This is a genomic window from Janibacter sp. GS2, from assembly GCF_051200835.1.
Taxonomy (GTDB): Bacteria; Actinomycetota; Actinomycetes; order Actinomycetales; family Dermatophilaceae; genus Janibacter.
Genome location: NZ_CP195161.1, coordinates 2487785 through 2511749, shown reverse-complemented (window position 1 = coordinate 2511749; position 23965 = coordinate 2487785). Strand labels below are relative to the sequence as shown.

Sequence of the window (23965 nt, the reverse complement as noted above, 5' to 3'; positions counted from 1 at the left end):
CGACCCATGCGCCACGGAGTACGCCTCGGCATCGACGTCGGAGACGTCCGGGTGGGTGTCGCCTCGAGCGATCCCTCAGGGCTTCTCGCGACGCCGGTGGAGACCGTCGCCCGTGATCTCGATCACGACACCGACATCGACCGGGTCCTCGACCTGGTCCGTGAGATGTCCGTCCTCGAGGTCGTCGTCGGCCTCCCTCGCTCCCTCGACGGGGGCGAGGGGCCGGCCGCCGGCAAGGCCCGGGAGTGGGCCCAGGGCCTGCGGCGGGCCCTGGGGGAGTCAGAGATCGAGAACACGCCGGTCCGCCTCATGGACGAAAGGCTCTCGACGGTGGATGCTCATCGAGGCCTGCGGGAGAGCGGTGTGGCCGGTCGACACCATCGGGACGTGGTCGACCAGGTGGCCGCGGTGCTCATCCTGCAGACTGCGCTGGACACGGAGCGCGCCACCGGTGCGCCCCCCGGTGAGCGGCTCGGTCGGCCGCGCCGACGCACACCGCGGAAGGGCACGAACACATGAGTCACCTCGAGGACGACATCTTCGACGAACCGGCGCCCCGTCGCAGTCGTGCCCCACGGCGTGAGCGGCACCAGCGCACCTCACGCCGTCGCGGCGCGTCCTGCCTCGCCCTGATCCTGGCGGGTGCGCTGGTCCTGGCCTCGGTCGTCTTCGCCTTCGGCTCGCTCCGCAGCCTCATCCCCGGTGGGGGCGAGGCCAAGGACTTCGAGGGACCCGGCCGCGGGACGGTCGAGGTGGAGATCTCCTCGGGATCCTCCGGCTCGCAGATCGGCGAGACGCTCGTCGAGGCCGGTGTCGTGAAGTCCACGAGTCGCTTCACCGAGGTGGCCGCCGCGCAACCGGACGAGGCCGCTTCCATCCAGCCGGGGACCTACGCGATGCTCAAGGAGATGCCGGCCTCCGATGCCTTCGACCGGCTCACCGACCCGGCAAACCGCGTGGCCAAGGGCATCACCATCCCCGAGGGTCTGTGGCGCTCGGAGATCTACACGCGCCTGTCCAAGGGCACCGACGTGCCCGTGACGGAGTACGAGCAGGCCGAGAAGTCCGACGAGCTCAAGCTGCCCGAGGAGGCCGGGGGGCAGATCGAGGGCTGGCTCTTCCCCCAGACCTACGAGTTCAAGGACGGGGCGAGCGCGGTCGAGCAGCTCAACGAGATGATCGCCATGACCACGGACGAGCTGACCGAGGCGAAGGTCGCCAGGTCGGATTGGGAGCGCACGCTCACCGTGGCCTCGATCGTCGAGGGCGAGGCCGGTGCCGCCGACCGAGCCAAGGTCGCGCGGGTCATCGAGAACCGGCTCGAGGACACCACCGGGCCGACCGTCGGGAAGCTGCAGATGGACTCGACGATCCACTACCTGCTCCAGAAGCGGGGAACGATCACGACCACCGACAAGGAGCGCCGGTCGGAGAGCCCGTACAACACCTACCAGCACCAGGGGCTTCCTCCCGGCCCGATCAACAACCCCGGTGCCGAGGCGATCACGGCGGCCGGCAGCCCCGAGAAGGGTGACTGGCTCTTCTTCGTCACCGTCGACCCCGACAGCGGCGAGACGAAGTTCGCGACCACCCAGCAGGAGCACAGCCAGAACGTCCAGGAGTTCTGCCGCAACACCGGCAGCTGCGAGAACTGAGCCATGGCCAGACGTGCCGGCGTGCTCGGGTCACCGATCATCCACTCGCTGTCCCCGACCCTGCACCGGGCCGGGTACGGCGCCGCCGGGCTCGGGGAGTGGTCCTACACCGCCCATGAGATCGACGAAGGGGGCCTGGCCCCCTTCGTCGCGCGGCTGGACGGGACGTGGCGCGGCCTCAGCCTGACGATGCCGCTCAAGGTCGCGGCCTTCGAGGTCGCGGAGAGCGTGACGGACACGGCCAGGTCCGCGCGGGCGATCAACACCCTGGTCCGCACCGGTACCGGGTGGGCGGCGGACAACACGGACGTCCACGGGATCACGGCGGCCCTTCGGGGCGCGGGCGCCGTGGACATCGAGCACGCGACGATCCTCGGGTCCGGCGCCACGGCGCGCTCCGCGCTCCTCGGCCTCGTCGGTCTCGGCGCCGGCCGGATCACCGTGGCCGCACGCACTCCCGAGAGGGCCGAGACGCTACGCGAGGTCGCCGACGTCGACCTCGAGGTCGTCCCGCTCCACGCGTGGGCGCGGACCGGGGCCACAGCGGTCGTCGCCACGCTGCCGGGAGGCCCGGCCGGCCTCGCTGCTGCCGAGCACGCCGGGGACGGCCTGCGGGGAGTCACCCTCCTCGACGTCGTCTACGCCGACTGGCCGACGCCGCTGGCGAGCGCCGCGGCCGGTCACGGCGCCCGGGTCGTCTCCGGGCTCGAGATGCTCGTCCACCAGGCCGCGCGTCAGTTCGAGCTCTTCACCGGGGAGAGCGCCCCCGTCAGCGCGATGCAGGCTGCCGGGCGGTCGGCGCTGGGTCAGGGCGGCCACACCCCGGACGAGTGACCGCCCCGGGCGGGCAGGATGGGACGATGCCTGTCATGTTGCGTTGGTTGACCGCCGGAGAGTCGCACGGACAGGCACTTGTGGCCACCCTCGAGGGTCTCCCTGCGGGGGTGGAGGTGACCACGTCCGACGTCGCCGGAGCGCTCGCGCGTCGTCGCCTGGGCTACGGCCGGGGTGCGCGGATGAAGTTCGAGCAGGACGAGGTGACCTTCCTCGGTGGTGTCCGCCACGGGCGCTCCCTCGGCTCGCCGCTGGCCGTGATGATCGGCAACACCGAGTGGCCCAAGTGGGAGACGGTCATGAGCGCCGATCCCGTGGAGGAGGCCGCGCTCGCCGCGTCCGACGACGTCGGCGCCGAGAAGGAGCTCGCCCGCAACCGACCGCTGACCCGGCCGCGGCCCGGGCACGCCGACCTCGTCGGCATGCAGAAGTACGGCTTCGACGAGGCCCGTCCGATCCTCGAGCGCGCCTCCGCGCGGGAGACCGCGGCCCGGGTCGCCCTCGGCGAGATCGCCGAGCGATTCCTCGAGCAGGCCTACGGCATCCGGCTCGTCGCGCACACCGTCGCCATCGGCGAGGGTGAGGCACCCTCCGACGGTCGGCTGCCGACTCCCGACGACGTGGCGGCCCTCGACGCCAACCCCGTGCGCGCGACGACCCGGGAGGGAACCGACGCGATGGTCGCGGAGATCGAGGCGGCGAAGAAGGACGGTGACACCCTCGGAGGGGTGGTCGAGGTCCTGGCCTACGACCTGCCCCCCGGTCTGGGGAGCCACGTGCACTGGGACCGGCGGCTGGACTCCCGGCTGGCCGGTGCGCTCATGGGCATCCAGGCGATCAAGGGGGTCGAGGTCGGCGACGGCTTCACCACGGCCCGTCGTCGCGGGTCCGCGGCGCACGACGAGATGGAGCGCGACGCCGACGGCGTCATCCGTCGACGCAGCGGTCGCGCCGGTGGCACCGAGGGCGGCATGAGCACCGGCGAGGTCCTGCGGGTGCGCGCGGCGATGAAGCCGATCAGCACCGTCCCACGCGCCCTCGACACCGTCGACGTCACCGGCTCCGACCCGGCCACCGCGATCCACCAGCGCTCCGATGTCTGCGCCGTCCCCGCCGGCGGGGTCGTCGCCCAGGCCATGGTCGCCCTCGTGCTCGCCGAGGCCTGCGTCGAGAAGTTCGGCGGCGACAGCGTCACCGAGACCGCGCGCAACCACCGCGGCTACCTGGAGTCGGTGCCCGGCCTGATGCGGACGTGGGGAGAGTGAACCCCGCCGGACCCGCCCCCTTCGTCGTCGTCATCGGTCCCCCCGGGGTCGGCAAGTCCACCGTGGCGCGAGGGCTCGCCGAGCGGCTCGGGCGCCGCCTCGTCGACACCGACACCCTCGTCGAGGAGCGCGAAGGGAGCTCCATCGCGGACCTCTTCGTCGAGGCCGGCGAGGAGTACTTCCGGGACGCCGAGCGCCGTGCGGTCATCGACTCCCTGCCCGAGGACGGCATCGTCCTCGCGCTCGGCGGGGGTGCCCCGATGACTCCCGCCATCGAGAGTGCGCTGGCCGGTCACCGAGTGCTCTTCCTCGACGTCGGCATCGCCGATGCCGCCAAGCGGATCGGATTCGACCGGGCCCGGCCGCTGCTCGCGGTCAACCCTCGCCAGGCGTGGATCCGGGCCATGGACCAACGCCGCCCCACGTACGAAGGGCTCGCGCGCTGGCGCGTCGACACCGCCGGACGGACGGCGGAGGAGGTCGTCGACGCAGCACTCGTCCTCCTCGAGGAGGACGAGTGAGCGACGTGACGACCATCCCCGTCGGGAGCGACTACGAGGTCCTCGTCGGGCACGGGGTCTCCGCCCGCGTGGCCTCCGTGCTTCCGGACACCGTCACCCGCGTCCTCGTCGTGCACGGCCACCCCCTGGCCGCCCTGGCCCGACCCGTGATCGCAGCACTGGAGGAGCGCGGTCTCGAGGTGCACGTGGCGCCGGTACCCGACGCGGAGGCGGCGAAGAGCGTCGAGGTCGCTGCGGGCCTGTGGGCCCGGATGGGCCGGGCCGGGTTCACCCGCAGCGACGCCGTCGTCGCCGTCGGCGGCGGGAGCGTCACCGACCTCGGTGGCTGGGTCGCTGCTGCGTGGCTGCGCGGCGTCGCGGTCGTCCACGTCCCGACGACCGTGCTCGGCATGGTCGACGCGGCCGTCGGCGGCAAGACCGGCGTGAACACCGCTGAGGGCAAGAACCTCGTCGGTGCCTTCCACATGCCCGCTGCGGTGCTCTGCGACCTCGACCACCTCGCCTCGCTCCCGTCGGCCGACCTCGCGGCCGGTCTCGCCGAGGTCGTCAAGGGTGGCTTCATCGCCGACCCGCGGATCCTCGAGGTCATCGAGGCCGACGCCAACGGCGTGCAGGAGCCCTCCTCTCCCGCGCTGCGGGAGGTCATCGAGCGCAAGATCGCGGTCAAGGCGAAGGTCGTGGCGGCCGATCTGCGCGAGTCGCACCTGCGGGAGGTGCTCAACTACGGGCACACCCTGGCCCACGCGATCGAGCACCATGAGCACTACCGGATGAGGCACGGCGAGGCCGTCGCCATCGGGATGGTCTATGCGGCGGAGATCGCGCACCGCACCGGTCGGATCGACGCCGCCCTGCTCGAGCGGCACCGCTACGTGCTCGGACTCCTCGGCCTGCCGACGAGCTACAGCGGTGCCGGCTTCGACGAGCTGCTCGACGCGCTTCGCCGGGACAAGAAGACCCGGGGGTCCACCCTGCGCCTCGTCGTCCTCGACGACGTCGCCGAGCCGGTGCGTCTCGAGGGACCGGCGGAGGAGCTGCTGCGCGAGGCCTACGCGGCCCTCGCCTGAGGCGCCTCAGCCCTCGAGTCGGGCCTCGTGCACGACGATCGCGACCTGGACCCGGTTGTCCGCGTCGAGCTTGTCGAGGATGCGACCGACATGGGCCTTGACGGTCGCGACGCTGAGGTGGAGCTGCCGACTGATCTCGGCATTGGACCAGCCCGCCCCGATGGCCCTGGCCACCTCGAGCTCGCGATCGGTGAGGGTGGCCAGGCGCGTCCGCGCCGTGGCGCGGGAGTCGCCGGCGCCCAGCCGGGAGGCCACCCGGACCGACTCCAGCACGCGGGTGGTGACGGCGGGGGAGAGGATCGATGACCCCGCTGCGACGAGGCGCACGGCCTCGACGAGGCGGTCCGGAGGGGTGTCCTTGAGCAGGAAACCGTCGGCGCCGTGCTGCAGCGCGCGCATGACGTCGTCATCGGCATCGAAGGTCGTCAGGACGATGACCTTGCTCGGGGAGCCGCTGCGGACGAGCTCCTCCGTGGCCGCGAGCCCGTCCAACCGGGGCATCCGGATGTCCATGAGCACGACATCGGGGCGGTGCTCGGCGATGACCGACAGGCCCGTCCGACCGTCCCCGGCCTGTCCGACCACCGTGACCTCCGGCGCGCCGCCGAGGATCATCGACAAGGCGGTGCGGACCATCGCGTCGTCGTCGACGAGGACGACGGAGATCGGATCGCTCACGCGGTCCACGGTAGCCACACCGCCAGACGGTGCTGCTCCCCGGGCGTCCACCCGTGCTGGAGACGACCGCCGGCGAGCTCCACGCGCTCGGTCAGGCCGAGCAGGCCGAGCCCGGATCCGGGGACGGCGACCGGAGCCGTCACCGAGCGCGGATTGACCACGACGACCTCGAGCTGGCCCCCGGGTCGACCGGCGAGGGTGACGAGGACGGCCGCCCCGGGCGCGTGCTTGCGCGCATTGGTCAGCCCCTCCTGGACGACCCGGTAGGCCGTGCGGCCGGTCGTCTCCGGGAGCGAGGTCAGGTCGAGGCCGGCGTCGTCGAGGGTCACCCGGGTCCCGGCGGAGCGGGCCTCGTCGAGGAGCTCCGCCAGGTCCGCCACCGTGCTCTGCGGGCGAAGGGGGCCGCTGCCCTGCTCCTCGCGCAGCACGCCGAGGACCTCTCGCAGATCGGTCAGTGCGGCCCGGGCATTGGTGTCGATCGCGGTGATCGCCTCGCGCCGCTCCTCCTCGGGCAGGTCCTCCCGGTAGGCGAGGACGCCGGAGTGCATGGTCACCAGGGAGATGCGGTGGGCCAGGACGTCGTGCATCTCGCGGGCGATCCGCGTGCGCTCGCCGGCCCGGGCCTGCGCCACCCGGGCGCGCTGCTCGGCCTCGGCCGTCTGCGCGCGATCCACCCACGAGCGCACCAACGCCCGGCGTGAGCCGATCGAGTAGCCGACGGCGACGATGACGCTGACGACGAGCAGGTTGAGCAGGATCTCCACCCAGAGCGGAAGCGGCTCGGGCTCGGGGTAGAGGAAGCGGCTCGCCACCAGGCCCATCGCCGCGGTGAGGACGGTGACCGGGAGGATCTCGCGCCAGCGCTGTCGGGTGGCCAGCGAGGTGAGGATGATGGTCTGAGCACCGGCCGCGACCGTGGAGGCGCCCGTGAGCAGCGTGGTGATCGTCGTGATGGTCAAGGGCCAACGACGTCGGAAGGGGAGCAGCCCGGCCGCCAGCAGGCCGAGAGCCGGGTCGATCGCGATGAGCCAGAGCCCCCGTGCCGGCCCCGGCTCCATGTCCGGCTCGGGAAAGAGGGTGGCGACGGTGAACACCCAGAAGGTGCCCCCCAGCAGCAGGGCGACGCCCACCCGCCACAGGGTGTCCCACCAGGTCAGCCGGTCGGGCACGCGCTCCTCGCGAGCTCCTTGCCTCGTCACTGCCCCACCGTAGGCGCATCGGACCCCACCGGGGATCCACCCGGGGGAGGAGTCCACCGGTGCGACCCCCGACCAAAGTCGTAGTCGAGGTCGAGACCTGCGGGCGATGTGCTGGCCCGTGCGCCGAGACACGGTGGAGTCATGATCACGGTCTCCCACCTCACGAAGCGCTACGGCGACTTCACCGCCGTCGACGACATCTCCTTCACGGCCCGTCCGGGACGGGTCACCGGATTCCTCGGCCCCAACGGCGCCGGCAAGTCCACCGCGATGCGGATGATGGCCGGCCTGACGCCCGCGAGCTCCGGGGAGGCCACCGTCCTCGGTCGTCACTACCGTGACCTGCCCAACCCGGGCCGGCACGTCGGCGTCATGCTCGATGCCTCCGCCCAGCACCCCGGTCGCACGGGCAAGGAGGTCCTCACCCTCGCGGCACGCACGATCGGGGTCGGTCCGACGGCCGTGGCCCACGGCCTGGCCACCGTCGGTCTCACCGACAAGGAGGCCGGCCGGCGCGTGCGCAACTACTCGCTCGGCATGCGCCAGCGACTCGGCCTCGCGGCGGCACTCATCGGCGACCCGCAGGTGCTCATCCTCGATGAGCCCGCCAACGGGCTCGACCCCCAGGGCATCCACTGGATGCGCAGCCTGCTGCGCGGTTTCGCCGACCGGGGCGGCAGTGTCCTGCTCTCCTCGCACCTCCTCTCCGAGGTGCAGATCGTCGCGGACGAGCTCGTGATCATCGGGCACGGTCGGATCGTCGCCGAGGGCGGCGTCGACGAGCTGCTCCAGCAGCAGGGCACCCGGGTGCGCTCGCTCGATGACCAGGGCCTCGCCGCGGCCCTGGCCGCTGCCGGGATCGAGGTCGTGACCGCACCCGACGGCCTGCTCGCCCAGGCGAGCACCGAGGAGGTGGGCCGGGTGGCGCTCGAGGCCCGCGTCGTCCTCACCGACCTGGCCTCCGGATCCGCCGGGGGCCTCGAGGAGCTCTTCCTCTCGCTCACCGCCGCTGACTCCCGGGAAGGGATTGCCGCATGACCACCGCGACCGCGCACACCACCACCCCCGACCACGGCGCCGGCACGGGCGCCTCGAGCCCGCCCCCGCCCGTGGACGTCTCCGGTGACCGGGTCCCCTTCGCCCGTCTCGCCGGACTCGAGGTCCGCAAGATGGTCGACACCCGGGCCGGCATGTGGATGCTCATCACCATGGCCGGGATCGGCTTCCTCGTCTCCGGCATCCTCGTCATCTGGGGCAACGGTGATGACGACCGGATGTTCTCGACCTTCCTCGGGCTGATCTCCATGCCGCTGATGCTGCTGCTGCCGATCATGGGGATCATGTCGGCGACCCAGGAGTGGAGTCAGCGCACCGGTCTGGCGACCTTCACCCTCGTGCCCCGCCGGGGCCGGATCGTCGCCGCGAAGATCACGGCGGCCCTCGTCCTGACGCTCGTCCTGCTCGCGGCCGGCGCGGTCGCCGCCGCGGTGAGCACCCTCGTCTCGGGTGGTGAGTTCACCATGCAGGGGGTCTCGGGTGCCGGCCTCGTGCTCGCCGCCCTGATCTTCACCCTGCAGGGCGTGGCCTTCGGTGCGGCCTTCCTCAACACGCCGATCGCCATCGTGTCCTCATTGGCCCTGCCGACCGTCTGGACGATCCTCACCTCGATGATCACCCGGGTGCGGGACATCGCCCCGTGGCTCGACCTCAACCAGGTGACCGCACCCCTGACCGGGGGCAGCATGACGGGGGAGAACTGGGGGCAGCTCGCGACGGCGGTCCTCGCCTGGGTCGGCCTGCCCCTCGCCGTCGGCAGCTACCGGATCCTCACCCGTGAGGTGAAGTAGCCGGGACGGGCCTGCGACCCTCAGGCGCGGCGGCGGGCGTCACCCCGGCGGGCGTCACCCCGGGGGGCGGATCCGGACATGATCCCGACGAGCTCACCCGCGAGGTCCTCGCCGACCGCGCCCCACCCGGCCTCGTAACCGTAGATCGTCCCGAGCGGTGTGGAGCTGCGGTGGCCGTCGAGGAGCTCCACGTCGTCGACGGTGAGCAACCCGGGGTGCCACACCCCGCAGGCCTCGGAGACCTTGAGCAGGTCGCGTCGCAGCGTGCGCACGTAGTTGTACAGCCGGTTGGCCTTGAGGTGCGGGTCCAGTCCACGCACGAGCCAGGGGTTCTGGGTGGCGACTCCGGTGGGGCAGCGGTCCGTGTGGCACTTCTGTGCCTGGATGCAGCCGATGGACAACATCGCCTCGCGGGCGACGTTGACCATGTCCGCGCCGAGCGCGAAGGCGACGAGGGCGTTCTCCGGGAGTCCGAGCTTGCCACTGCCGATGAAGGTGACCCGGTCGGTGAGCCCGGCCCGGGCGAAGGCGCCGTAGACCCGGGCGAAGGCCAGACGGAAGGGGAGGGCGACCGCATCGCTGAAGACGAGGGGAGCCGCGCCGGTCCCCCCTTCGCCTCCGTCGACGGTGATGAAGTCGACCCCGCGCTGGCCATCGCCCATGGCCGTCGCGAGCTCCTCCCAGAACTCCACGCCCCCGACGGCGGACTTGATCCCCACGGGCAGACCGGTCACGTCGGCGATCCGCTCGACGAAGTCGAGCATCGAGTCGATGTCGTGGAACTCGGTGTGCCGCGAGGGGCTGGCGCAGTCCTTGTCCTGCGGGATGCCGCGGGTCCGGGCGATCTCCTCGTTGATCTTGGCCGCGGGCAGCATGCCGCCGAGGCCGGGCTTCGCGCCCTGGCTCAGCTTGATCTCGATGGCCTTGATCGGGGCGGAGGCGACGACCTCGGTGAGCTGGTCCAGGTCGAAGCGTCCCTGCTCGTCGCGACACCCGAAGTAGGCGGTGCCGATCTGGAAGATCAGGTCGCCCCCCTGCCGGTGGTAGGGCGAGAGTGAACCCTCACCGGTGTTGTGCATGATGCCGGCTCGCTTCGCACCCCGGTTGATGGCCTCGATGGCCGGGGCGGACAGTGACCCGAAGCTCATCGCGGAGATGTTGACCACCGAGTTGGGGCGAAAGGCGTGCCGCCGGCCCCGGGGGCCGCCGAGGACCTTCGCCGAGGGGAGCACGATGTTGTCGGAGTCGTGCATGGACGTCGACGCCGCGACGTCGGAGAAGGTGCGGTGCTTGAAGACCGGGTAGCCCTCGAGGTGCTCGATGTCGTTGTCGGTACCGAAGCCGACGTAGTTGTTCTGCATCTTCGACGAGGCGTAGACCCAGGTGCGTTGGTCCCTGCTGAAGGGGCGTTCCTCGTCATTGCTCGTGACGATGTACTGCCGCAGCTCGGGTCCGATCTTCTCGAGCAGGTATCGGGCATTGGCCACGACGGGGAAGTTGCGCTTGAGGGCGTGCCGCCGCTGGACGAGATCTCGGGCGGCAAGGCCGGCGGTGCCGGTGGCGAGGGTGGCAACGGTGGCGAGGGCGGCCTTGGACTTCATGCTCGCCATCCTGCCTCGTGCGTCAACGCGTCGGCTCATTCCGCCCGCGATGTGCTCGCGCGTGGGTCGATGGGGCCTTCGGCGGTTAGAATGCTGGGCGGCCCACCAGCGCCGCCGGACGGCGCGGGGCCGGACGAGATGACATCGACGCGAAGGCGAGCAGCACGTGGCAACGACGAACGACCTCAAGAACGGCATGGTCCTCAACCTCGAGGGTCAGCTGTGGACCGTCGTGGAGTTCCAGCACGTCAAGCCCGGCAAGGGCCCGGCCTTCGTCCGCACCAAGCTGAAGAACGTCACGAGCGGCAAGAGCATCGACAAGACCTTCAACGCCGGTACCAAGGTCGAGACGTCGAACGTGGACAAGCAGACGATGCAGTACCTCTACAACGACGGCACCGACTTCATCTTCATGGACTCCGCCACCTACGACCAGATCCCGGTCACGCCGGAGGTCATGGGTGACGCGAGCAAGTACATCCTGGAGAACCACGACGCGGTCGTGGCCCGTCACGAGGGCAATGTCCTCTACGTCGAGCTGCCCCCGTCCGTCGAGCTGGAGATCACCTACACCGAGCCGGGCCTGCAGGGCGATCGTTCCACCGGTGGCTCGAAGTCCGCGACCCTCGAGACCGGCGCGGAGATCTCCGTGCCCCTCTTCCTCGAGCAGGGCACCCGCGTCAAGGTCGACACCCGCGACGGCTCCTACCTCGGTCGCGTGAACTGAGTGGGCGCACGGACCAAGGCCCGCAAGCGGGCCATCGACCTGCTCTTCGAGGCGGAGTCGCGCGGGCTCAACGCCGGTGACCTGGCCCGGGAGCGGGCCGAGACGCCCGTGACCGAGGCGCCGCTCAACCCGTACACCATCACCGCCGTCGAGGGCGTCGTCGGCCGGTGGAGCGACATCAACGACGCGCTGACGACGTACAGCCAGGGGTGGAGCCTCGACCGGATGCCCGACGTCGATCGCGCCATCCTGCGCCTCGGCGCATGGGAGGTGCTTTACTCGCAGGACGTCCCGGACGAGGTCGCGGTCAGCGAGGCCGTCGTCCTGGCGACCGAGCTGAGCACCGACGAGTCCCCGAGATTCATCAACGGCCTGCTCGCACGGATCGTCGAGGTCAAGCCCACACTCGTCTGAGGAGGCCGCGGTGGAACAGCAGCACGCACCGAGCGCACAACCCGTCCGCACCACTCGCGACCGCGGTGCGGTGATCGGCCACGGCATCAGCTGGCTCGCGCGGTGGTCGCTGCGCATGCTGCTCATCGCCGCCGGAGCAGCCTTGCTGTGGTGGGTGCTCGGCGCGCTCTGGGTCGGGGTCTTCCCCGTCGTCCTGGCGCTCATCGTCGCGACGGTCCTGTGGCCACCGACCGCGTGGCTGCGCCGGCACCGGGTACCGCCGTCACTGGCCTCCGTCCTGGTGCTCATCGGCTCGCTCGTCGTCTTCTTCGGGGTGCTCGGGGCGATCGCCCCGTCGTTGGTCAGCCAGTCCGGTGACCTGGCCGACTCGGCCACCCAGGGCCTGTCCGACCTCCAGGACCGCCTCGCCGAGCCCCCCTTCAACGTCGACAGCACGTCGATCGACGACGGGGTCAAGACCGCGACGACGTGGCTGCAGGACCGCAGCGGCGACATCGCCACCGGTGCCCTGTCCGGGGCCTCCGCCGTCGGGAGCGGCCTGGTCACGCTCGCCCTCGTCCTCGTGCTCGTCTTCTTCTTCCTCAAGGACGGGCCGCAGTTCCTCCCCTTCGTGCGTCGGGTCGCCGGTGAGCGGGCCGGAGCACACCTGACCGAAGCCGCGACGCGGGCGTGGAACACGCTCGGGGGCTTCATCCGCACCCAGGCACTCGTCTCCGCGGTCGACGCCGTGCTCATCGGCATCGGGTTGGTCGTGCTGCAGGTGCCGCTCGCCTTCGCGCTGGCCGTCCTGACCTTCTTCGGTGGCTTCATCCCGATCGTCGGTGCCTTCGCGGTGGGAGCCCTCGCCGTGCTCGTCGCACTCGTGGCGCAGGGCCCGACGACCGCGCTCTTCGTCCTCATCCTCATCATCGCCGTCCAGCAGATCGAGGGCAATGTCCTCCAGCCCTTCCTCCAGGGCCGCTCGATGCAGCTGCACGCCGGCATCATCCTGCTCGCGGTCGCCGTCGGCAGCACCGTCTTCGGGATTGTCGGGGCCTTCCTCGCCGTGCCCTTCGCTGCCGTGGCCGCAGTGGTCCTGCGCTACCTCAGCGAGCAGGTGGAGCTGCGCTCGGGAGCGATCCGGGTCGACGAGGTCACGCTCGAGAGCGACGAGGGTGTGGTGGCCGCGGTCCGGGCCGAGGAGTCGGTCGACTCGGCGACGGGTGCGGCAGCGACGGGGGACGGGCAGGCCGCGCCTGCTGAGGACACCGGCCTGCTCGCCGGGGTCCGCGGCATCTTCCGCGGCAAGCACTGACGCGCGCCGCGATGGACCACCCGCCCTCCCCGGCGCCCGTGCGACCCGCGGTGAGCGTCATCCCCCTTCGCGACGGCACCCACGGCCTCGAGCTGTTCATCCAGCACCGCCAGGGCACCATGGACTTCGCGCCCGGGGCCGTGGTCTTCCCGGGCGGTCGCTGCGACCCGCAGGACGAGGTCGCCGGCGCCGGTCTCGCCCTCCCGCAGGACGTGCTCACCGAGCACCTGCGGTGCTGGGGCCGGCTGGACGCCGGGGCCGCGGACCCGTCAGCGCGCGCGCTGACGCGGATCGCGACCGGGCTGCGGGAGCTCGCGGAGGAGACCGGTCTGGTCGCCGACCCGCGCGACCTTCTCCCCTGGGACAACTGGGTCACCCCGGAGGTCTCGCCGAAGCGCTTCGACGTCGCCTTCTTCGTCCTGCCGGTCCCGAGCGAGGCACCGGCGCAGCCTCGTCACTCGACGACGGAGGCCACCCACTCCGGCTGGGAACCGGCCGAGAGGATCCTCGCCGACCGGGCCGCGGGACGACTGCTGCTCCTCACGCCGACGCGGGTCATCGTCGAGGAGCTCCTCGCGCTCGGCGACGTGCAGGCCGTGACCCGGCTCCGTCCGGTGATCACGGGGGTGCGTGACGACCGTGCGGAGGGCCGACCGCGCCCCGGGCGCAGCCGGTCCGCGTCCACGCGATAGACTCAGGCTGCTCGACATGACGATCGACATCCTTTAACCGCTGTCCCGTGAGGCAGAGAAGGAGGTCTGAAGACACTCATGTGTCCGGACACACCCCCTGAGGCCCAGACGGAGCCCTCGCCCGCCCGTGAGGTGCTCAGCGCCGGCGACATCGCCCGGGCGCTCCGCCGCATCGCCCACGAGATCGTCGAGCGCAACAAGGGGGCGCAGGACGTCGTCCTGCTCGGCATCCCCAGCCGTGGCGTCGATCTCGCCCAGCGCCTTGCGGCGCTCATCGCCGAGATCGAGGGCCGCGAGGTCCCCGTCGGCTCGCTCGACGTGACGATGTACCGGGACGACCTGCGGGCGCGCCCCACGAAGACCCTGCAGCAGACGCACTTCCCGCCGGCCGGTGTCGACGACCGGGTCGTCGTCCTCGTCGACGACGTCCTCTACTCCGGGCGGACGGTGCGCGCCGCCCTCGACGCGCTGTCCGACTACGGCCGCCCGCGCGCGGTGCGACTGGCCGTCCTCGTCGACCGAGGACACCGCGAGCTGCCGATCCGTGCCGACCACGTCGGCAAGAACCTGCCCACCTCGCACGCCGAGCGGGTGACGGTGCGCCTGACCGGCCACGACGGGGTCGAGGACTCCGTGACGATCTCCGGGGGTGAGCAGCGATGACCAGGCACCTGCTGTCCGTCGCCGACCTCGACGACGACGCCCTTCGCTCCGTCCTCACGACCGCCACCCAGATGCACGAGGTGCAGCACCGGGAGGTCAAGAAGGTCCCGACCCTGCGCGGTCGTACGGTGATCAATCTCTTCTTCGAGGACTCCACCCGCACCCGGTCCTCCTTCGAGATCGCCGGCAAGTGGATGAGCGCCGACACGATCAACATCACCGGCAAGGGCTCCTCGGCGTCGAAGGGGGAGTCGCTCCGGGACACCGTGCGCACCATCGCGGCCATGGGGGTGGACGCGATCGTCATGCGCCACCAGGCTTCCGGCGCCGCGCACCAGGTCGCCCGGTGGTTCGACGAGTCCGGGGTGGCGACCTCCGTCGTCAACGCGGGCGACGGCACCCACGAGCACCCGACCCAGGCCCTGCTCGACGCCTACACGCTCGAGCAGCGCATCGGCTCGCTCCGGGGCAAGCGGATCGCCATCGTCGGTGACGTCACCCACTCGCGGGTCTTCCGTTCCAACATCCTCTGCCTGCCCCGCCTCGGTGCCGAGGTCACGGTCGTCGCCCCACCCACCCTCATGCCGAGCGGCATCACGAGCTGGGCCGCTGCGGACGGCTTCGCCCTGAGCACCGACCTGGACGAGGTCATCGACTCCGGGGTCGACGCGTTGATGATGCTGCGCGTGCAGCGCGAGCGCATGTCCGGCGGGTACTTCCCGACGGCCCGGGAGTACACGGTCGGTTACGGCCTGACCCGCGACCGCCTGGCCGCACTCACCTTGGCCACCCCCGAGGCCGTCATCTGCCACCCGGGCCCGATGAACCGCGGCCTGGAGATCGCCGCCGACGCGGCGGACGCGGCCGGGAGCCTCGTCCTGGAGCAGGTGAGCGCCGGTGTCGCGGTGCGGATGAGCGTCCTGTACCACCTGCTGGCCTCCGACGAGGGGAGCGCGGCATGAGCGACCTGCTGATCACCGGCGCCCGACTCCTCGGCGGGGAGGCCGCCGACGTCCTCGTCCGGGACGGGGTCATCGTCGAGGTGGGTCAGGACGCGACCCGGGCGCCGTCCGCCGACGTCGAGCGCATTGATGCGGACGGGCTCGTCCTGCTGCCCGGTCTCGTCGACCTGCACACGCACCTGCGTGAGCCGGGCCGGGAGGACGCCGAGACGGTCCGCACCGGCTCGGCCGCCGCCGCGGGCGGCGGGTACACCGCGATCCTCGCCATGGCCAACACGACGCCCGTCACCGACACCGGCGAGGCGGCGGAGCACGTCCTCGACCTCGGCGCGCAGGCCGGGCTCGTCGACGTCCAGCCCATCGGTGCGGTGACCAAGGCCCTCGAGGGCGCCGAGCTCGCCGAGCTCGGCCTGATGCACCGCTCGCGTGCCCGGGTCCGGGTCTTCTCCGACGACGGACGGTGCGTCCACGACTCCCGGGTCATGCGACGCGCCCTGGAGTACGTGCGCGCCTTCGACGGCGTCATCTCCCAGCACGCCCAGGACCCGGCGCTCGCCGGGCCCGCTGCCTGCTGCCACGAGGGGGAGGTCAGCGGTCGCCTCGGCCTGACCGGCTGGCCGGCGGTCGCCGAGTCGAGCATCATCGCCCGCGATGCCGAGTTGGCGCTGCACACCGGGTCCCGGGTGCACGTCGCCCACGTCTCGACCGCCGAGGGCGTCGAAGCCGTGCGCTGGGCCAAGCGACGGGGGGCGCGGATGAGCGCCGAGGTCACCCCGCACCACCTGCTCCTGACCACCGACCTGCTCACCTCCTACGACCCGGTCTACAAGGTCAACCCGCCGCTGCGCCCCGAGGAGGACGTCCTCGCCCTGCGCGAGGCCCTCGCCGACGGGACGATCGACGTCGTGGCCACCGACCACGCGCCCCACGCACGGCACGACAAGGAGCACGCCTTCCCCGACGCGGCCTTCGGCGTGCTCGGTCTCGAGACCGCCTTCGGGGTCGTCCACGACGTGATGGTCGAGTCCGGCCGGATGGACTGGGCGGCCCTCGTCGACCGGATGTCCGTCGCCCCGGCGCGGATCGCCGGCCTGGCCGACCACGGGCGGCCGATCGCGTCCGGCGCTCCGGCCAACCTCGTCCTCGTCGATCCCACGGCCGAGGTCACCGTCGACCCCGCCGCATCGCTGTCCCTGTCCCGCAACACCCCCTTCGCCGGGCGCACCCTGACCGGGCGCGTCCGCACGACGATCCTGCACGGCCGCGTCACGGCGGTCGACGGAGAGGTCCGCCCATGAGCCCCCACCCGGCCCAGCCCACCCAGACAGCACTCCTCGTCCTCGAGGACGGTCGCACCTTCGACGGCAGCGCCTTCGGTGCCGTCGGCGAGACCGTCGGCGAGGCCGTCTTCTCCACCGGCATGACCGGTTACCAGGAGACGCTCACCGACCCGAGCTACCGCGGTCAGGTCGTCGTCATGACCTCCCCGCACGTCGGCAACACGGGGTGGAACGACGAGGACGACGAGTCCTCCCGCATCCAGGTCAGCGGCTACGTCGTCCGCGACCCCGCCATCCGCCCGAGCAACTGGCGCTCGACCCGTACCCTCGACGACGCCCTCACCGAGCACGGTGTCGTCGGCATCGGCGGCATCGACACCCGGGCGCTGACCCGCCACCTGCGCGAGCGCGGCGCGATGCGGGTGGGCATCTTCTCCGGTGACGCCATCACCGACGAGGCGGCACTGCTCGAGCGGGTCCGCGCCGCACCCGCGATGGCCGGCTCCGCGCTCGCCGCAGAGGTGAGCACGAGAGAGCCCTATGTCGTCGAGGCGAAGGGAGAGAAGCGCTTCACCGTCGCCGCCCTCGACCTGGGGATCAAGACGATGACCCCGACCCGCCTCGCCGAGCGGGGGATCGAGGTGCACGTGCTGCCGGCGACCTCGAGCCTGGCCGACGTGCAGGCGGTGGCCCCCGACGGACTCTTCTTCTCCAACGGCCCCGGCGACCCGGCGACCGCCGGCGACCAGGTGACGCTGCTCCAGGAGGCGCTGCGCGCCGGCCTGCCGTACTTCGGGATCTGCTTCGGCAACCAGCTCTTCGGCCGCGCCCTCGGCTTCGGCACCTACAAGCTGAAGTACGGGCACCGCGGCATCAACCAGCCGGTGATCGACCGCTCGACCGGAACGGTCGAGGTGACCGCCCACAACCACGGCTTCGCCGTCGACGCCCCGCTGGACGAGTCGACGACGACCCCCTTCGGCCGGGCCGCGGTCAGCCACGTCTGCCTCAACGACGACGTCGTCGAGGGCCTGGAACTGCGTGACGACGACGGGCGGCTCCTCGCGTTCTCGGTCCAGTACCACCCCGAGGCCGCGGCCGGTCCGCACGACGCCGCCTACCTCTTCGACCGATTCACCGACCTGCTGGCCTCCGGGGACGACACGGCCGGCGCCACCAACGAAAGCGAGATCCAGGCCTGATGCCCCAGCGCGACGACATCACCAGCGTCCTCGTCATCGGCTCCGGCCCGATCGTCATCGGGCAGGCCTGCGAGTTCGACTACTCCGGCACCCAGGCCTGCCGGGTGCTGCGGGAGGAGGGGATCCGGGTCATCCTCGTCAACTCCAACCCCGCGACGATCATGACCGACCCCGAGTTCGCGGACGCCACCTACATCGAGCCGATCACCCCCGAGGTGGTCGAGAAGATCATCGAGCGCGAGCGCCCCGACGCCGTGCTCGCCACCCTCGGTGGACAGACCGCGCTCAACGCCGCGATCTCGCTGCACGACGCCGGTGTCCTCGAGAAGTACGGCTGCCCGCTCATCGGCGCGAGCGTCGAGGCGATCCAGCTCGGCGAGGACCGGGAACGCTTCAAGGGCGTCGTCGAGCGGTGCGGCGCCGAGTCCGCGCGCTCGATCATCTGCCACTCCATGGAGGAGTGCCTCGACGCCGCCGAGGACCTGAGCTACCCGGTCGTCGTGCGTCCCTCGTTCACCATGGGTGGGCTCGGCTCGGGCTTCGCCCACGACGAGGCCGACCTGCGCCGGATCGCCGGCGCCGGCCTGCGCTACAGCCCCACCGCCGAGGTGCTCCTCGAGGAGTCGATCCTCGGGTGGAAGGAGTACGAGCTCGAGGTGATGCGCGACTCCGCCGACAACGTCGTCGTCGTGTGCTCGATCGAGAACCTCGACCCGATGGGCGTGCACACCGGCGACTCGATCACGGTCGCTCCTGCCCTGACGCTCACCGACCGCGAGTACCAGCACATGCGCAATGTCGGCATCGCGGTCATCCGCGAGGTCGGCGTCGAGACCGGTGGCTGCAACATCCAGTTCGCGATCAACCCCGAGGACGGTCGGATGATCGTCATCGAGATGAACCCGCGCGTGTCACGCTCCTCGGCGCTGGCGTCGAAGGCGACCGGCTTCCCGATCGCGAAGATCGCCGCGAAGATGGCCATCGGCTACACCCTCGACGAGGTACCCAACGACATCACCCAGGAGACCCCGGCGAGCTTCGAGCCGAGCCTCGACTACGTCGTGGTCAAGGTGCCGCGTTTCGCCTTCGAGAAGTTCCCCGCAGCCGACCCGACCCTCACGACGACGATGAAGTCCGTCGGTGAGGCCATGGCCATCGGCCGAAACTTCACCGAGGCGTTGCAGAAGGCGCTCCGCTCCGTGGAGCGCACGGGCGCCGCCTTCCACTGGGACGGCGACGAGCCCACGCTCGAGCGCGCCCGGGCCCTCCTCGAGGAGGCCCGCACCCCCACGGACGGCCGCATCGTCCAGGTCCAGCAGGCCATGCGCGCCCGCATCGGTGTCGAGGAGGTGCACGAGGTGACGAAGATCGACCCGTGGTTCCTCGACCAGATGGCGCTGATCAACGACCTCGCCCAGCAGGTGCACGACGCCGAGGAGCTCGACCCGGCCCTGCTCGCGCTGGCCAAGCGGCACGGGTTCTCCGACGTCCAGATCGCGCGCCTGCGCCGCATGGACGCGGCCGTCGTGCGCGGGGTCCGGCACGCCCTCGGAGTGCGCCCGGTCTTCAAGACGGTCGACACCTGCGCTGCGGAGTTCGCCGCCCGCACCCCGTACCACTACAGCTCCTACGACGAGGAGAACGAGGTCGAGCCGCGCGAGCGTCCGGCCGTGATCATCCTCGGGTCGGGCCCCAACCGCATCGGCCAGGGCGTCGAGTTCGACTACTCGTGCGTGCACGCGAGCTTCGCGCTGCGCGACGCCGGGTACGACACGGTGATGATCAACTGCAACCCGGAGACCGTCTCGACGGACTACGACACGAGCAGTCGGCTGTACTTCGAGCCGTTGACCCTCGAGGACGTCCTCGAGGTCATCCACGCCGAGACGAAGGCCGGGCCGATCGCCGGCGTCATCGTCCAGCTCGGCGGTCAGACGCCCCTCGGCCTGGCCAAGGAGCTCAAGGCCGCAGGGGTCCCGATCGTCGGCACCTCCCCCGAGGCCATCGACCTCGCCGAGGACCGTGGCCACTTCGGCCGCGTGCTGCACGAGGCCCAGCTCAACGCGCCCAAGCACGGGACGGCCTTCAGCGCCGAGGAGGCCGTCGAGATCGCCCGCGAGATCGGCTACCCGGTCCTGGTGCGTCCCTCGTACGTCCTCGGCGGTCGCGGCATGGAGATCGTCTACGACGACACCACCCTGAGCGAGTACGTCACCCGCGCGGCGATCGCCAGCCCCGAGCACCCGATCCTCGTCGACCGCTTCCTCGACGACGCGATCGAGATCGACGTGGACGCCCTCTACGACGGCGAGTCGATGTACCTCGGTGGGATCATGGAGCACATCGAGGAGGCGGGCATCCACTCCGGGGACTCCAGCTGCACCCTGCCGCCGGCGACCCTGGGCGCGAGCGAGCTGGAGCGGGTCCGTGAGGCGACCTTCGCCCTGGCGAAGGGGATCGGGGTGCGTGGCCTGATGAACGTCCAGTTCGCCCTCGCCCAGGACGTGCTCTACGTCCTCGAGGCGAACCCGAGGGCCTCACGCACCGTCCCCTTCGTCGCCAAGGCCACCGGGGTGCCGCTGGCCAAGGCCGCGGCCCGGGTCATGCTCGGCACGAGCATCGAGGACCTGCGGGCCGAGGGGATGCTCCCGCGTGACCTCGACGGCGGCGCGATGCCTGCGCACGCCCCGATGTCGGTCAAGGAGGCCGTGCTGCCCTTCAAGCGTTTCCGCACCAAGGAGGGCGACGTCGTCGACTCCCTCCTCGGCCCGGAGATGCGCTCCACCGGTGAGGTCATGGGGATCGACGCCGACTTCGGCGCGGCCTTCGCCAAGAGCCAGCTCGGCTCGCTCGCCAGCGGCCTGCCGACGACCGGGACGGTCTTCGTCTCCGTCGCCAACCGCGACAAGCGCGCGATGATCTTCCCGATCAAGCGCCTGGCCGACCTCGGGTTCCAGATCCTCGCCACCCAGGGCACCGCGGACGTGCTGCGCCGCAATGCCATCGAGTGCGAGGTCGTGACGAAGCACTCGGAGAAGGCCGAGGGGGAGGACAGCGTCGTCGACCGGATCCTCGCCGGCGAGATCGATGTCGTCTTCAACACCCCCTCCGGCCAGCACGCGCGGGCCGACGGGTACACCATCCGGGCGGCGACGACCGCGATGGACAAGCCGATCGTCACGACGGTCCAGCAGCTCGGCGCCGCAGTGCAGTCGATCGAGGCGCGCATCGGTGGTGAGCTGCAGGTGAAGCCCTTGCAGGAGCACGCGCGCGACCTCGACCTCTACGGAGTCCACCGGTGACGGCTCGCACCATCGCGGCGCGTGAGGGAGCAGGCGTCGTCCAGGTCGAGGCAGAGGTCCTGGGCAACGTGCCTGCCGGGGACTATCGGCACCTGACGCTCGTGACCCCGGGGCTGGCGGAGCTCGCCCGGCCCGGGCAGTTCGTCGCCCTCACGGTCGGGGACGGCACGAGCTCGATGCTGCTGCGCCGCAGCTTCTCGATCCGCCGGGTCTCGCCCGCAGGGACCTACGGCGGGACGACGGAGATCGTCGTGGCGGCGCACGGCCCCGGCACGCAGGTGCTCACGCGGCTCGAGCCCGGGCAGGGCGTGGGGGTCGTCGGCCCGCTCGGACGGGGGTTTCCTCTCCCGTCGCAACCGGTCCCGTGCGTCCTCGTCGGGGGCGGGTACGGCTCCGCTCCGCTCTTCTGGCTGGCAGAGCAGCTGCGGGAGCGCGGCTGCCCGGTCGAGTTCGTGCTCGGTGCGGCCACCGCGGGGCGCCTCCACGGGGTCCTCGAGGCCCGTCGGGTCGCCGACGGCGTCACCGTGACGACCGACGACGGTTCGGCCGGCACCCGTGGCTGGGTCTCGGACGTCGTGCCCGACCTGGTGACCCGCACCGGTGCCGGGGTCATCTACGGCTGCGGCCCGATGGGCATGCTGCGCTCGCTGAGCACCATCGCCGACGAGCACGGCATCGTCGCCCAGGTCGCCGTCGAGGAGGCCATGGCCTGTGGCGTCGGCATCTGCATGACCTGCGTCATGCCGGTCCGCGATGCCGAGGGCCGGACGAGCATGGTGCGCAGCTGCCTCGACGGCCCGGTCTTCCGCGGTGACCGCGTGCGCTGGGAGGCCTTCGAGGACGGCTACTGCTCGGTCCCCGAGGACGCCGTCGGCGCCCCGACGGCGGTGCGCTGATGGGTGCCCCGAGCCGCCGCGTGGACATGTCCGTCGACCTCGCGGGGGTGCGCCTGCCGAACCCGATGATGACCGCGAGCGGTTGCGCCGCCAACGGCCGCGAGATGCATCGCTTCTTCGACGTGTCACAGCTCGGTGCCTTCGTCACGAAGTCGGTCAAGCTCGACCCGGTCTCGGGCCGGGGGACACCGCGCATGGCCGAGACCCCCTCGGGGATGCTCAACTCGATCGGCCTGCAGGGCCCGGGCGTCACCGCCTTCGTCGAGAAGGACCTCGCCTGGCTGCACTCGATCGGCGCCCGCGTCGTCGTGTCCATCGCGGGATCGACCGCCTCGGAGTTCGGCCGGGTCGCGCGCGCGGTGGTCCGCAGCCCCTACGCGAGCGCCGTGGCCGGCATCGAGGTCAACATCTCCTGCCCCAACGTCGCCAACCGCGGGCTCGTCTTCGCCTGCGACCCCGGGAGCGCCCACAAGGTCATGACACTCGTGCGGGAGGAGGTCCCCCGGGGCCTGCCGATGCTCGCCAAGCTCAGCCCCGATGTCACCGACATCGTGGACATAGCCGATGTCGTGCTCAAGGCCGGTGCCCACGGTCTGACGATGATCAACACCACCCTCGGTATGGCCATCGACACCGACCGGTTGCGTCCGCACCTCGTCGCGGCGACCGGGGGCCTCTCCGGCCCCGCGATCCGACCGATGGCGGTCCGCGCCATCTGGCAGGTCGCCGGGGCCATGCGCGCCGGGCGGATCAGGACGGCCCCGATCGTCGGCGCAGGAGGCGTGCGCCACGGCGTGGACGCCCTCGAGCTCGTCGCGGCCGGCGCCGCCGCCGTGCAGGTCGGCACGGCGGCCTTCAACGACCCGACGGCACCCCACCGGGTCGGGGTGGAGCTCGAGCAGCTCGTCGCCGAGCGCGGCTTCGATCGCCTGGCCGATGTGGTCGGCATCGCCCACGAGAGGTTCAGCCCGTGAGGTCCACCGCATGACCACTCGAGACGTCCCCTTCGGAGTCCGCCTCCGGGCCGCGATGGCCGAGTTCGGGCCGCTGTGCGCCGGGATCGACCCGCACCGCGCGCTCCTGGAGTCGTGGGGGCTCGCCTATGACCTCGCCGGCCTGGAACGGTTCACGATGACCTGCGTCGAGGCCTTCGGGGGAGAGGTGGCGGCGGTCAAACCGCAGTCCGCCTTCTTCGAGGTCTTCGGGGCGAAGGGGGTCGCGATCCTCGAGCGGGCCCTGGCCGACCTGCGCGACGCCGGCACCCTGACGGTCCTCGACGTCAAGCGCGGGGACATCGGCACCACGGTCGACGCCTACGGTGAGGCCTTCCTCGGCCCGCACGCGCCCGCGCCCGCGGACGCGATCACGCTCAGCCCCTACCTCGGGTACGGCTCCCTGCGTCCGGCGATCGACCTCGCCCGGGCGACGGGCCGCGGGGTCTTCGTCCTCGGGCTGACGTCCAACCCCGAGGGGGCGAGCGTCCAGCACGCCCGTCTCGCGGACGGGCGGTCCGTCGCCGGCGCGATCGCCGATGCCGCGGGGCAGGACAACGCGGGAGCCCGTGGCCGCGGGGAGCTCGGCAGTGTCGGCCTCGTCGTGGGTGCGACCGTCGGGTCGGCGGTGGCCGACCTCGGTGTCGACCTCCCGTCGATGGCGGGTGCGATCCTCGCTCCCGGCCTCGGCGCCCAGGGCGCGAGCGCCGCGGACGTGCGTGCGGTCTTCGCCGGAGCGCTGCCCCAGGTCCTCGCGAGCAGCAGCCGCGATGTGCTGCGCGCCGGTCCGGACCCCACCGCGCTGCGGGGGCGGGCCCGGGCGGTCGCCACGGAGGTCGCGGCCATCACGGCCGCGTGAGAAGGTGAGCGGATC

General features: G+C 71.7%; 23 protein-coding genes. 20 read left to right on the top strand and 3 right to left on the bottom strand.

What is annotated here, in order from left to right; all coding sequences use genetic code 11:
- Nucleotides 1-6: 6 nt before the first annotated feature.
- Genes ruvX through aroB form a run of 6 tightly spaced genes read left to right on the top strand, consistent with a single transcriptional unit; the run spans nucleotide 7 to nucleotide 5342 of the window.
- Nucleotides 7-519, top strand: coding sequence for a Holliday junction resolvase RuvX (gene ruvX, locus ACR9E9_RS12070; RefSeq protein ID WP_435198758.1), 513 nt, complete (start codon nucleotides 7-9; stop codon nucleotides 517-519).
- Nucleotides 516-1655 (top strand): endolytic transglycosylase MltG, encoded by a 1140-nt coding sequence (gene mltG, locus ACR9E9_RS12065; RefSeq protein ID WP_435198756.1) that lies wholly within the window; start codon nucleotides 516-518, stop codon nucleotides 1653-1655. The genes ruvX and mltG overlap by 4 nt, the downstream gene beginning before the upstream one ends.
- A gap of 3 nt (nucleotides 1656-1658) precedes the next feature.
- Nucleotides 1659-2489 carry a shikimate dehydrogenase gene (locus ACR9E9_RS12060; RefSeq protein ID WP_435198754.1) on the top strand — a complete coding sequence of 277 codons (831 nt, stop codon included), beginning with the start codon at nucleotides 1659-1661 and terminating at the stop codon, nucleotides 2487-2489.
- A 35-nt stretch (nucleotides 2490-2524) separates the two neighbouring features.
- Nucleotides 2525-3754: a chorismate synthase gene (gene aroC, locus ACR9E9_RS12055; protein WP_435203645.1), complete on the top strand. Its 1230-nt coding sequence runs from the start codon at nucleotides 2525-2527 to the stop codon at nucleotides 3752-3754.
- Nucleotides 3751-4275, top strand: coding sequence for a shikimate kinase (locus tag ACR9E9_RS12050; RefSeq protein WP_435198752.1), 525 nt, complete (start codon nucleotides 3751-3753; stop codon nucleotides 4273-4275). The genes aroC and ACR9E9_RS12050 overlap by 4 nt, the downstream gene beginning before the upstream one ends.
- Nucleotides 4272-5342 carry a 3-dehydroquinate synthase gene (aroB, locus tag ACR9E9_RS12045; protein ID WP_435198750.1) on the top strand — a complete coding sequence of 357 codons (1071 nt, stop codon included), beginning with the start codon at nucleotides 4272-4274 and terminating at the stop codon, nucleotides 5340-5342. The genes ACR9E9_RS12050 and aroB overlap by 4 nt, the downstream gene beginning before the upstream one ends.
- A 6-nt stretch (nucleotides 5343-5348) precedes the next feature.
- On the opposite strand, the gene ACR9E9_RS12040 is transcribed toward aroB, so the two are convergent.
- The gene (locus ACR9E9_RS12040; protein ID WP_435198748.1) at nucleotides 5349-6020 is read right to left on the bottom strand and encodes a response regulator; all 672 of its coding nucleotides are present in this window, start codon (nucleotides 6018-6020) and stop codon (nucleotides 5349-5351) included.
- On the bottom strand, nucleotides 6017-7219 hold the full coding sequence (locus ACR9E9_RS12035) for a sensor histidine kinase (RefSeq protein ID WP_435198746.1): 1203 nt from the start codon (nucleotides 7217-7219) through the stop codon (nucleotides 6017-6019). Before ACR9E9_RS12035 ends, ACR9E9_RS12040 begins: the two co-directional genes overlap by 4 nt.
- Nucleotides 7220-7360: 141 nt before the next feature.
- Here ACR9E9_RS12035 and ACR9E9_RS12030 point away from each other — a divergent pair, with 141 nt between their 5' ends.
- Both ACR9E9_RS12030 and ACR9E9_RS12025 read left to right on the top strand, forming a co-directional pair.
- Nucleotides 7361-8257: an ABC transporter ATP-binding protein gene (locus ACR9E9_RS12030; protein ID WP_435198744.1), complete on the top strand. Its 897-nt coding sequence runs from the start codon at nucleotides 7361-7363 to the stop codon at nucleotides 8255-8257.
- The gene (locus tag ACR9E9_RS12025; RefSeq protein ID WP_435198742.1) at nucleotides 8254-9066 is read left to right on the top strand and encodes an ABC transporter permease; all 813 of its coding nucleotides are present in this window, start codon (nucleotides 8254-8256) and stop codon (nucleotides 9064-9066) included. Before ACR9E9_RS12030 ends, ACR9E9_RS12025 begins: the two co-directional genes overlap by 4 nt.
- Nucleotides 9067-9086: 20 nt before the next feature.
- Here the strand turns inward: ACR9E9_RS12025 and ACR9E9_RS12020 are convergent, their stop codons facing one another.
- On the bottom strand, nucleotides 9087-10667 hold the full coding sequence (locus ACR9E9_RS12020) for an FMN-binding glutamate synthase family protein (RefSeq protein ID WP_435198740.1): 1581 nt from the start codon (nucleotides 10665-10667) through the stop codon (nucleotides 9087-9089).
- Nucleotides 10668-10833: 166 nt separating this feature from the next.
- Between ACR9E9_RS12020 and efp the strand changes: the two genes are divergently transcribed.
- The 12 genes from efp to pyrF all read left to right on the top strand — a co-directional run bounded on the left by efp (nucleotide 10834) and on the right by pyrF (nucleotide 23950).
- On the top strand, nucleotides 10834-11394 hold the full coding sequence (gene efp / locus ACR9E9_RS12015) for an elongation factor P (protein ID WP_435198738.1): 561 nt from the start codon (nucleotides 10834-10836) through the stop codon (nucleotides 11392-11394).
- On the top strand, nucleotides 11395-11808 hold the full coding sequence (gene nusB, locus ACR9E9_RS12010) for a transcription antitermination factor NusB (RefSeq protein WP_435198736.1): 414 nt from the start codon (nucleotides 11395-11397) through the stop codon (nucleotides 11806-11808). It abuts the gene before it with no gap.
- Nucleotides 11809-11818: 10 nt separating this feature from the next.
- Nucleotides 11819-13102, top strand: coding sequence for an AI-2E family transporter (locus ACR9E9_RS12005; RefSeq protein WP_435198734.1), 1284 nt, complete (start codon nucleotides 11819-11821; stop codon nucleotides 13100-13102).
- A gap of 11 nt (nucleotides 13103-13113) precedes the next feature.
- Nucleotides 13114-13794: an NUDIX hydrolase gene (locus ACR9E9_RS12000; protein WP_435198732.1), complete on the top strand. Its 681-nt coding sequence runs from the start codon at nucleotides 13114-13116 to the stop codon at nucleotides 13792-13794.
- Nucleotides 13795-13872: 78 nt separating this feature from the next.
- A complete protein-coding gene (gene pyrR, locus ACR9E9_RS11995; protein ID WP_435198730.1) occupies nucleotides 13873-14457 on the top strand; it encodes a bifunctional pyr operon transcriptional regulator/uracil phosphoribosyltransferase PyrR in 585 nt (194 codons plus the stop codon).
- Complete coding sequence (locus ACR9E9_RS11990; RefSeq protein ID WP_435198728.1) at nucleotides 14454-15419, top strand: aspartate carbamoyltransferase catalytic subunit; 966 nt, start codon at nucleotides 14454-14456, stop codon at nucleotides 15417-15419. The genes pyrR and ACR9E9_RS11990 overlap by 4 nt, the downstream gene beginning before the upstream one ends.
- Nucleotides 15416-16717, top strand: coding sequence for a dihydroorotase (locus ACR9E9_RS11985; RefSeq protein ID WP_435198726.1), 1302 nt, complete (start codon nucleotides 15416-15418; stop codon nucleotides 16715-16717). Before ACR9E9_RS11990 ends, ACR9E9_RS11985 begins: the two co-directional genes overlap by 4 nt.
- Nucleotides 16714-17901: a glutamine-hydrolyzing carbamoyl-phosphate synthase small subunit gene (gene carA, locus ACR9E9_RS11980; protein ID WP_435198724.1), complete on the top strand. Its 1188-nt coding sequence runs from the start codon at nucleotides 16714-16716 to the stop codon at nucleotides 17899-17901. Before ACR9E9_RS11985 ends, carA begins: the two co-directional genes overlap by 4 nt.
- Nucleotides 17901-21203, top strand: a complete 3303-nt coding sequence (carB, locus tag ACR9E9_RS11975) for a carbamoyl-phosphate synthase large subunit (protein WP_435198722.1) — start codon at nucleotides 17901-17903, stop codon at nucleotides 21201-21203. The genes carA and carB overlap by 1 nt, the downstream gene beginning before the upstream one ends.
- The gene (locus ACR9E9_RS11970) at nucleotides 21200-22099 is read left to right on the top strand and encodes a dihydroorotate dehydrogenase electron transfer subunit (RefSeq protein WP_435198720.1); all 900 of its coding nucleotides are present in this window, start codon (nucleotides 21200-21202) and stop codon (nucleotides 22097-22099) included. The genes carB and ACR9E9_RS11970 overlap by 4 nt, the downstream gene beginning before the upstream one ends.
- Entirely contained in the window at nucleotides 22099-23073 is a 975-nt protein-coding gene (locus tag ACR9E9_RS11965) for a dihydroorotate dehydrogenase (RefSeq protein ID WP_435198718.1), read from the top strand. Before ACR9E9_RS11970 ends, ACR9E9_RS11965 begins: the two co-directional genes overlap by 1 nt.
- A 10-nt stretch (nucleotides 23074-23083) precedes the next feature.
- Nucleotides 23084-23950 carry an orotidine-5'-phosphate decarboxylase gene (pyrF, locus tag ACR9E9_RS11960; protein ID WP_435198716.1) on the top strand — a complete coding sequence of 289 codons (867 nt, stop codon included), beginning with the start codon at nucleotides 23084-23086 and terminating at the stop codon, nucleotides 23948-23950.
- Nucleotides 23951-23965 lie beyond the last annotated feature (15 nt).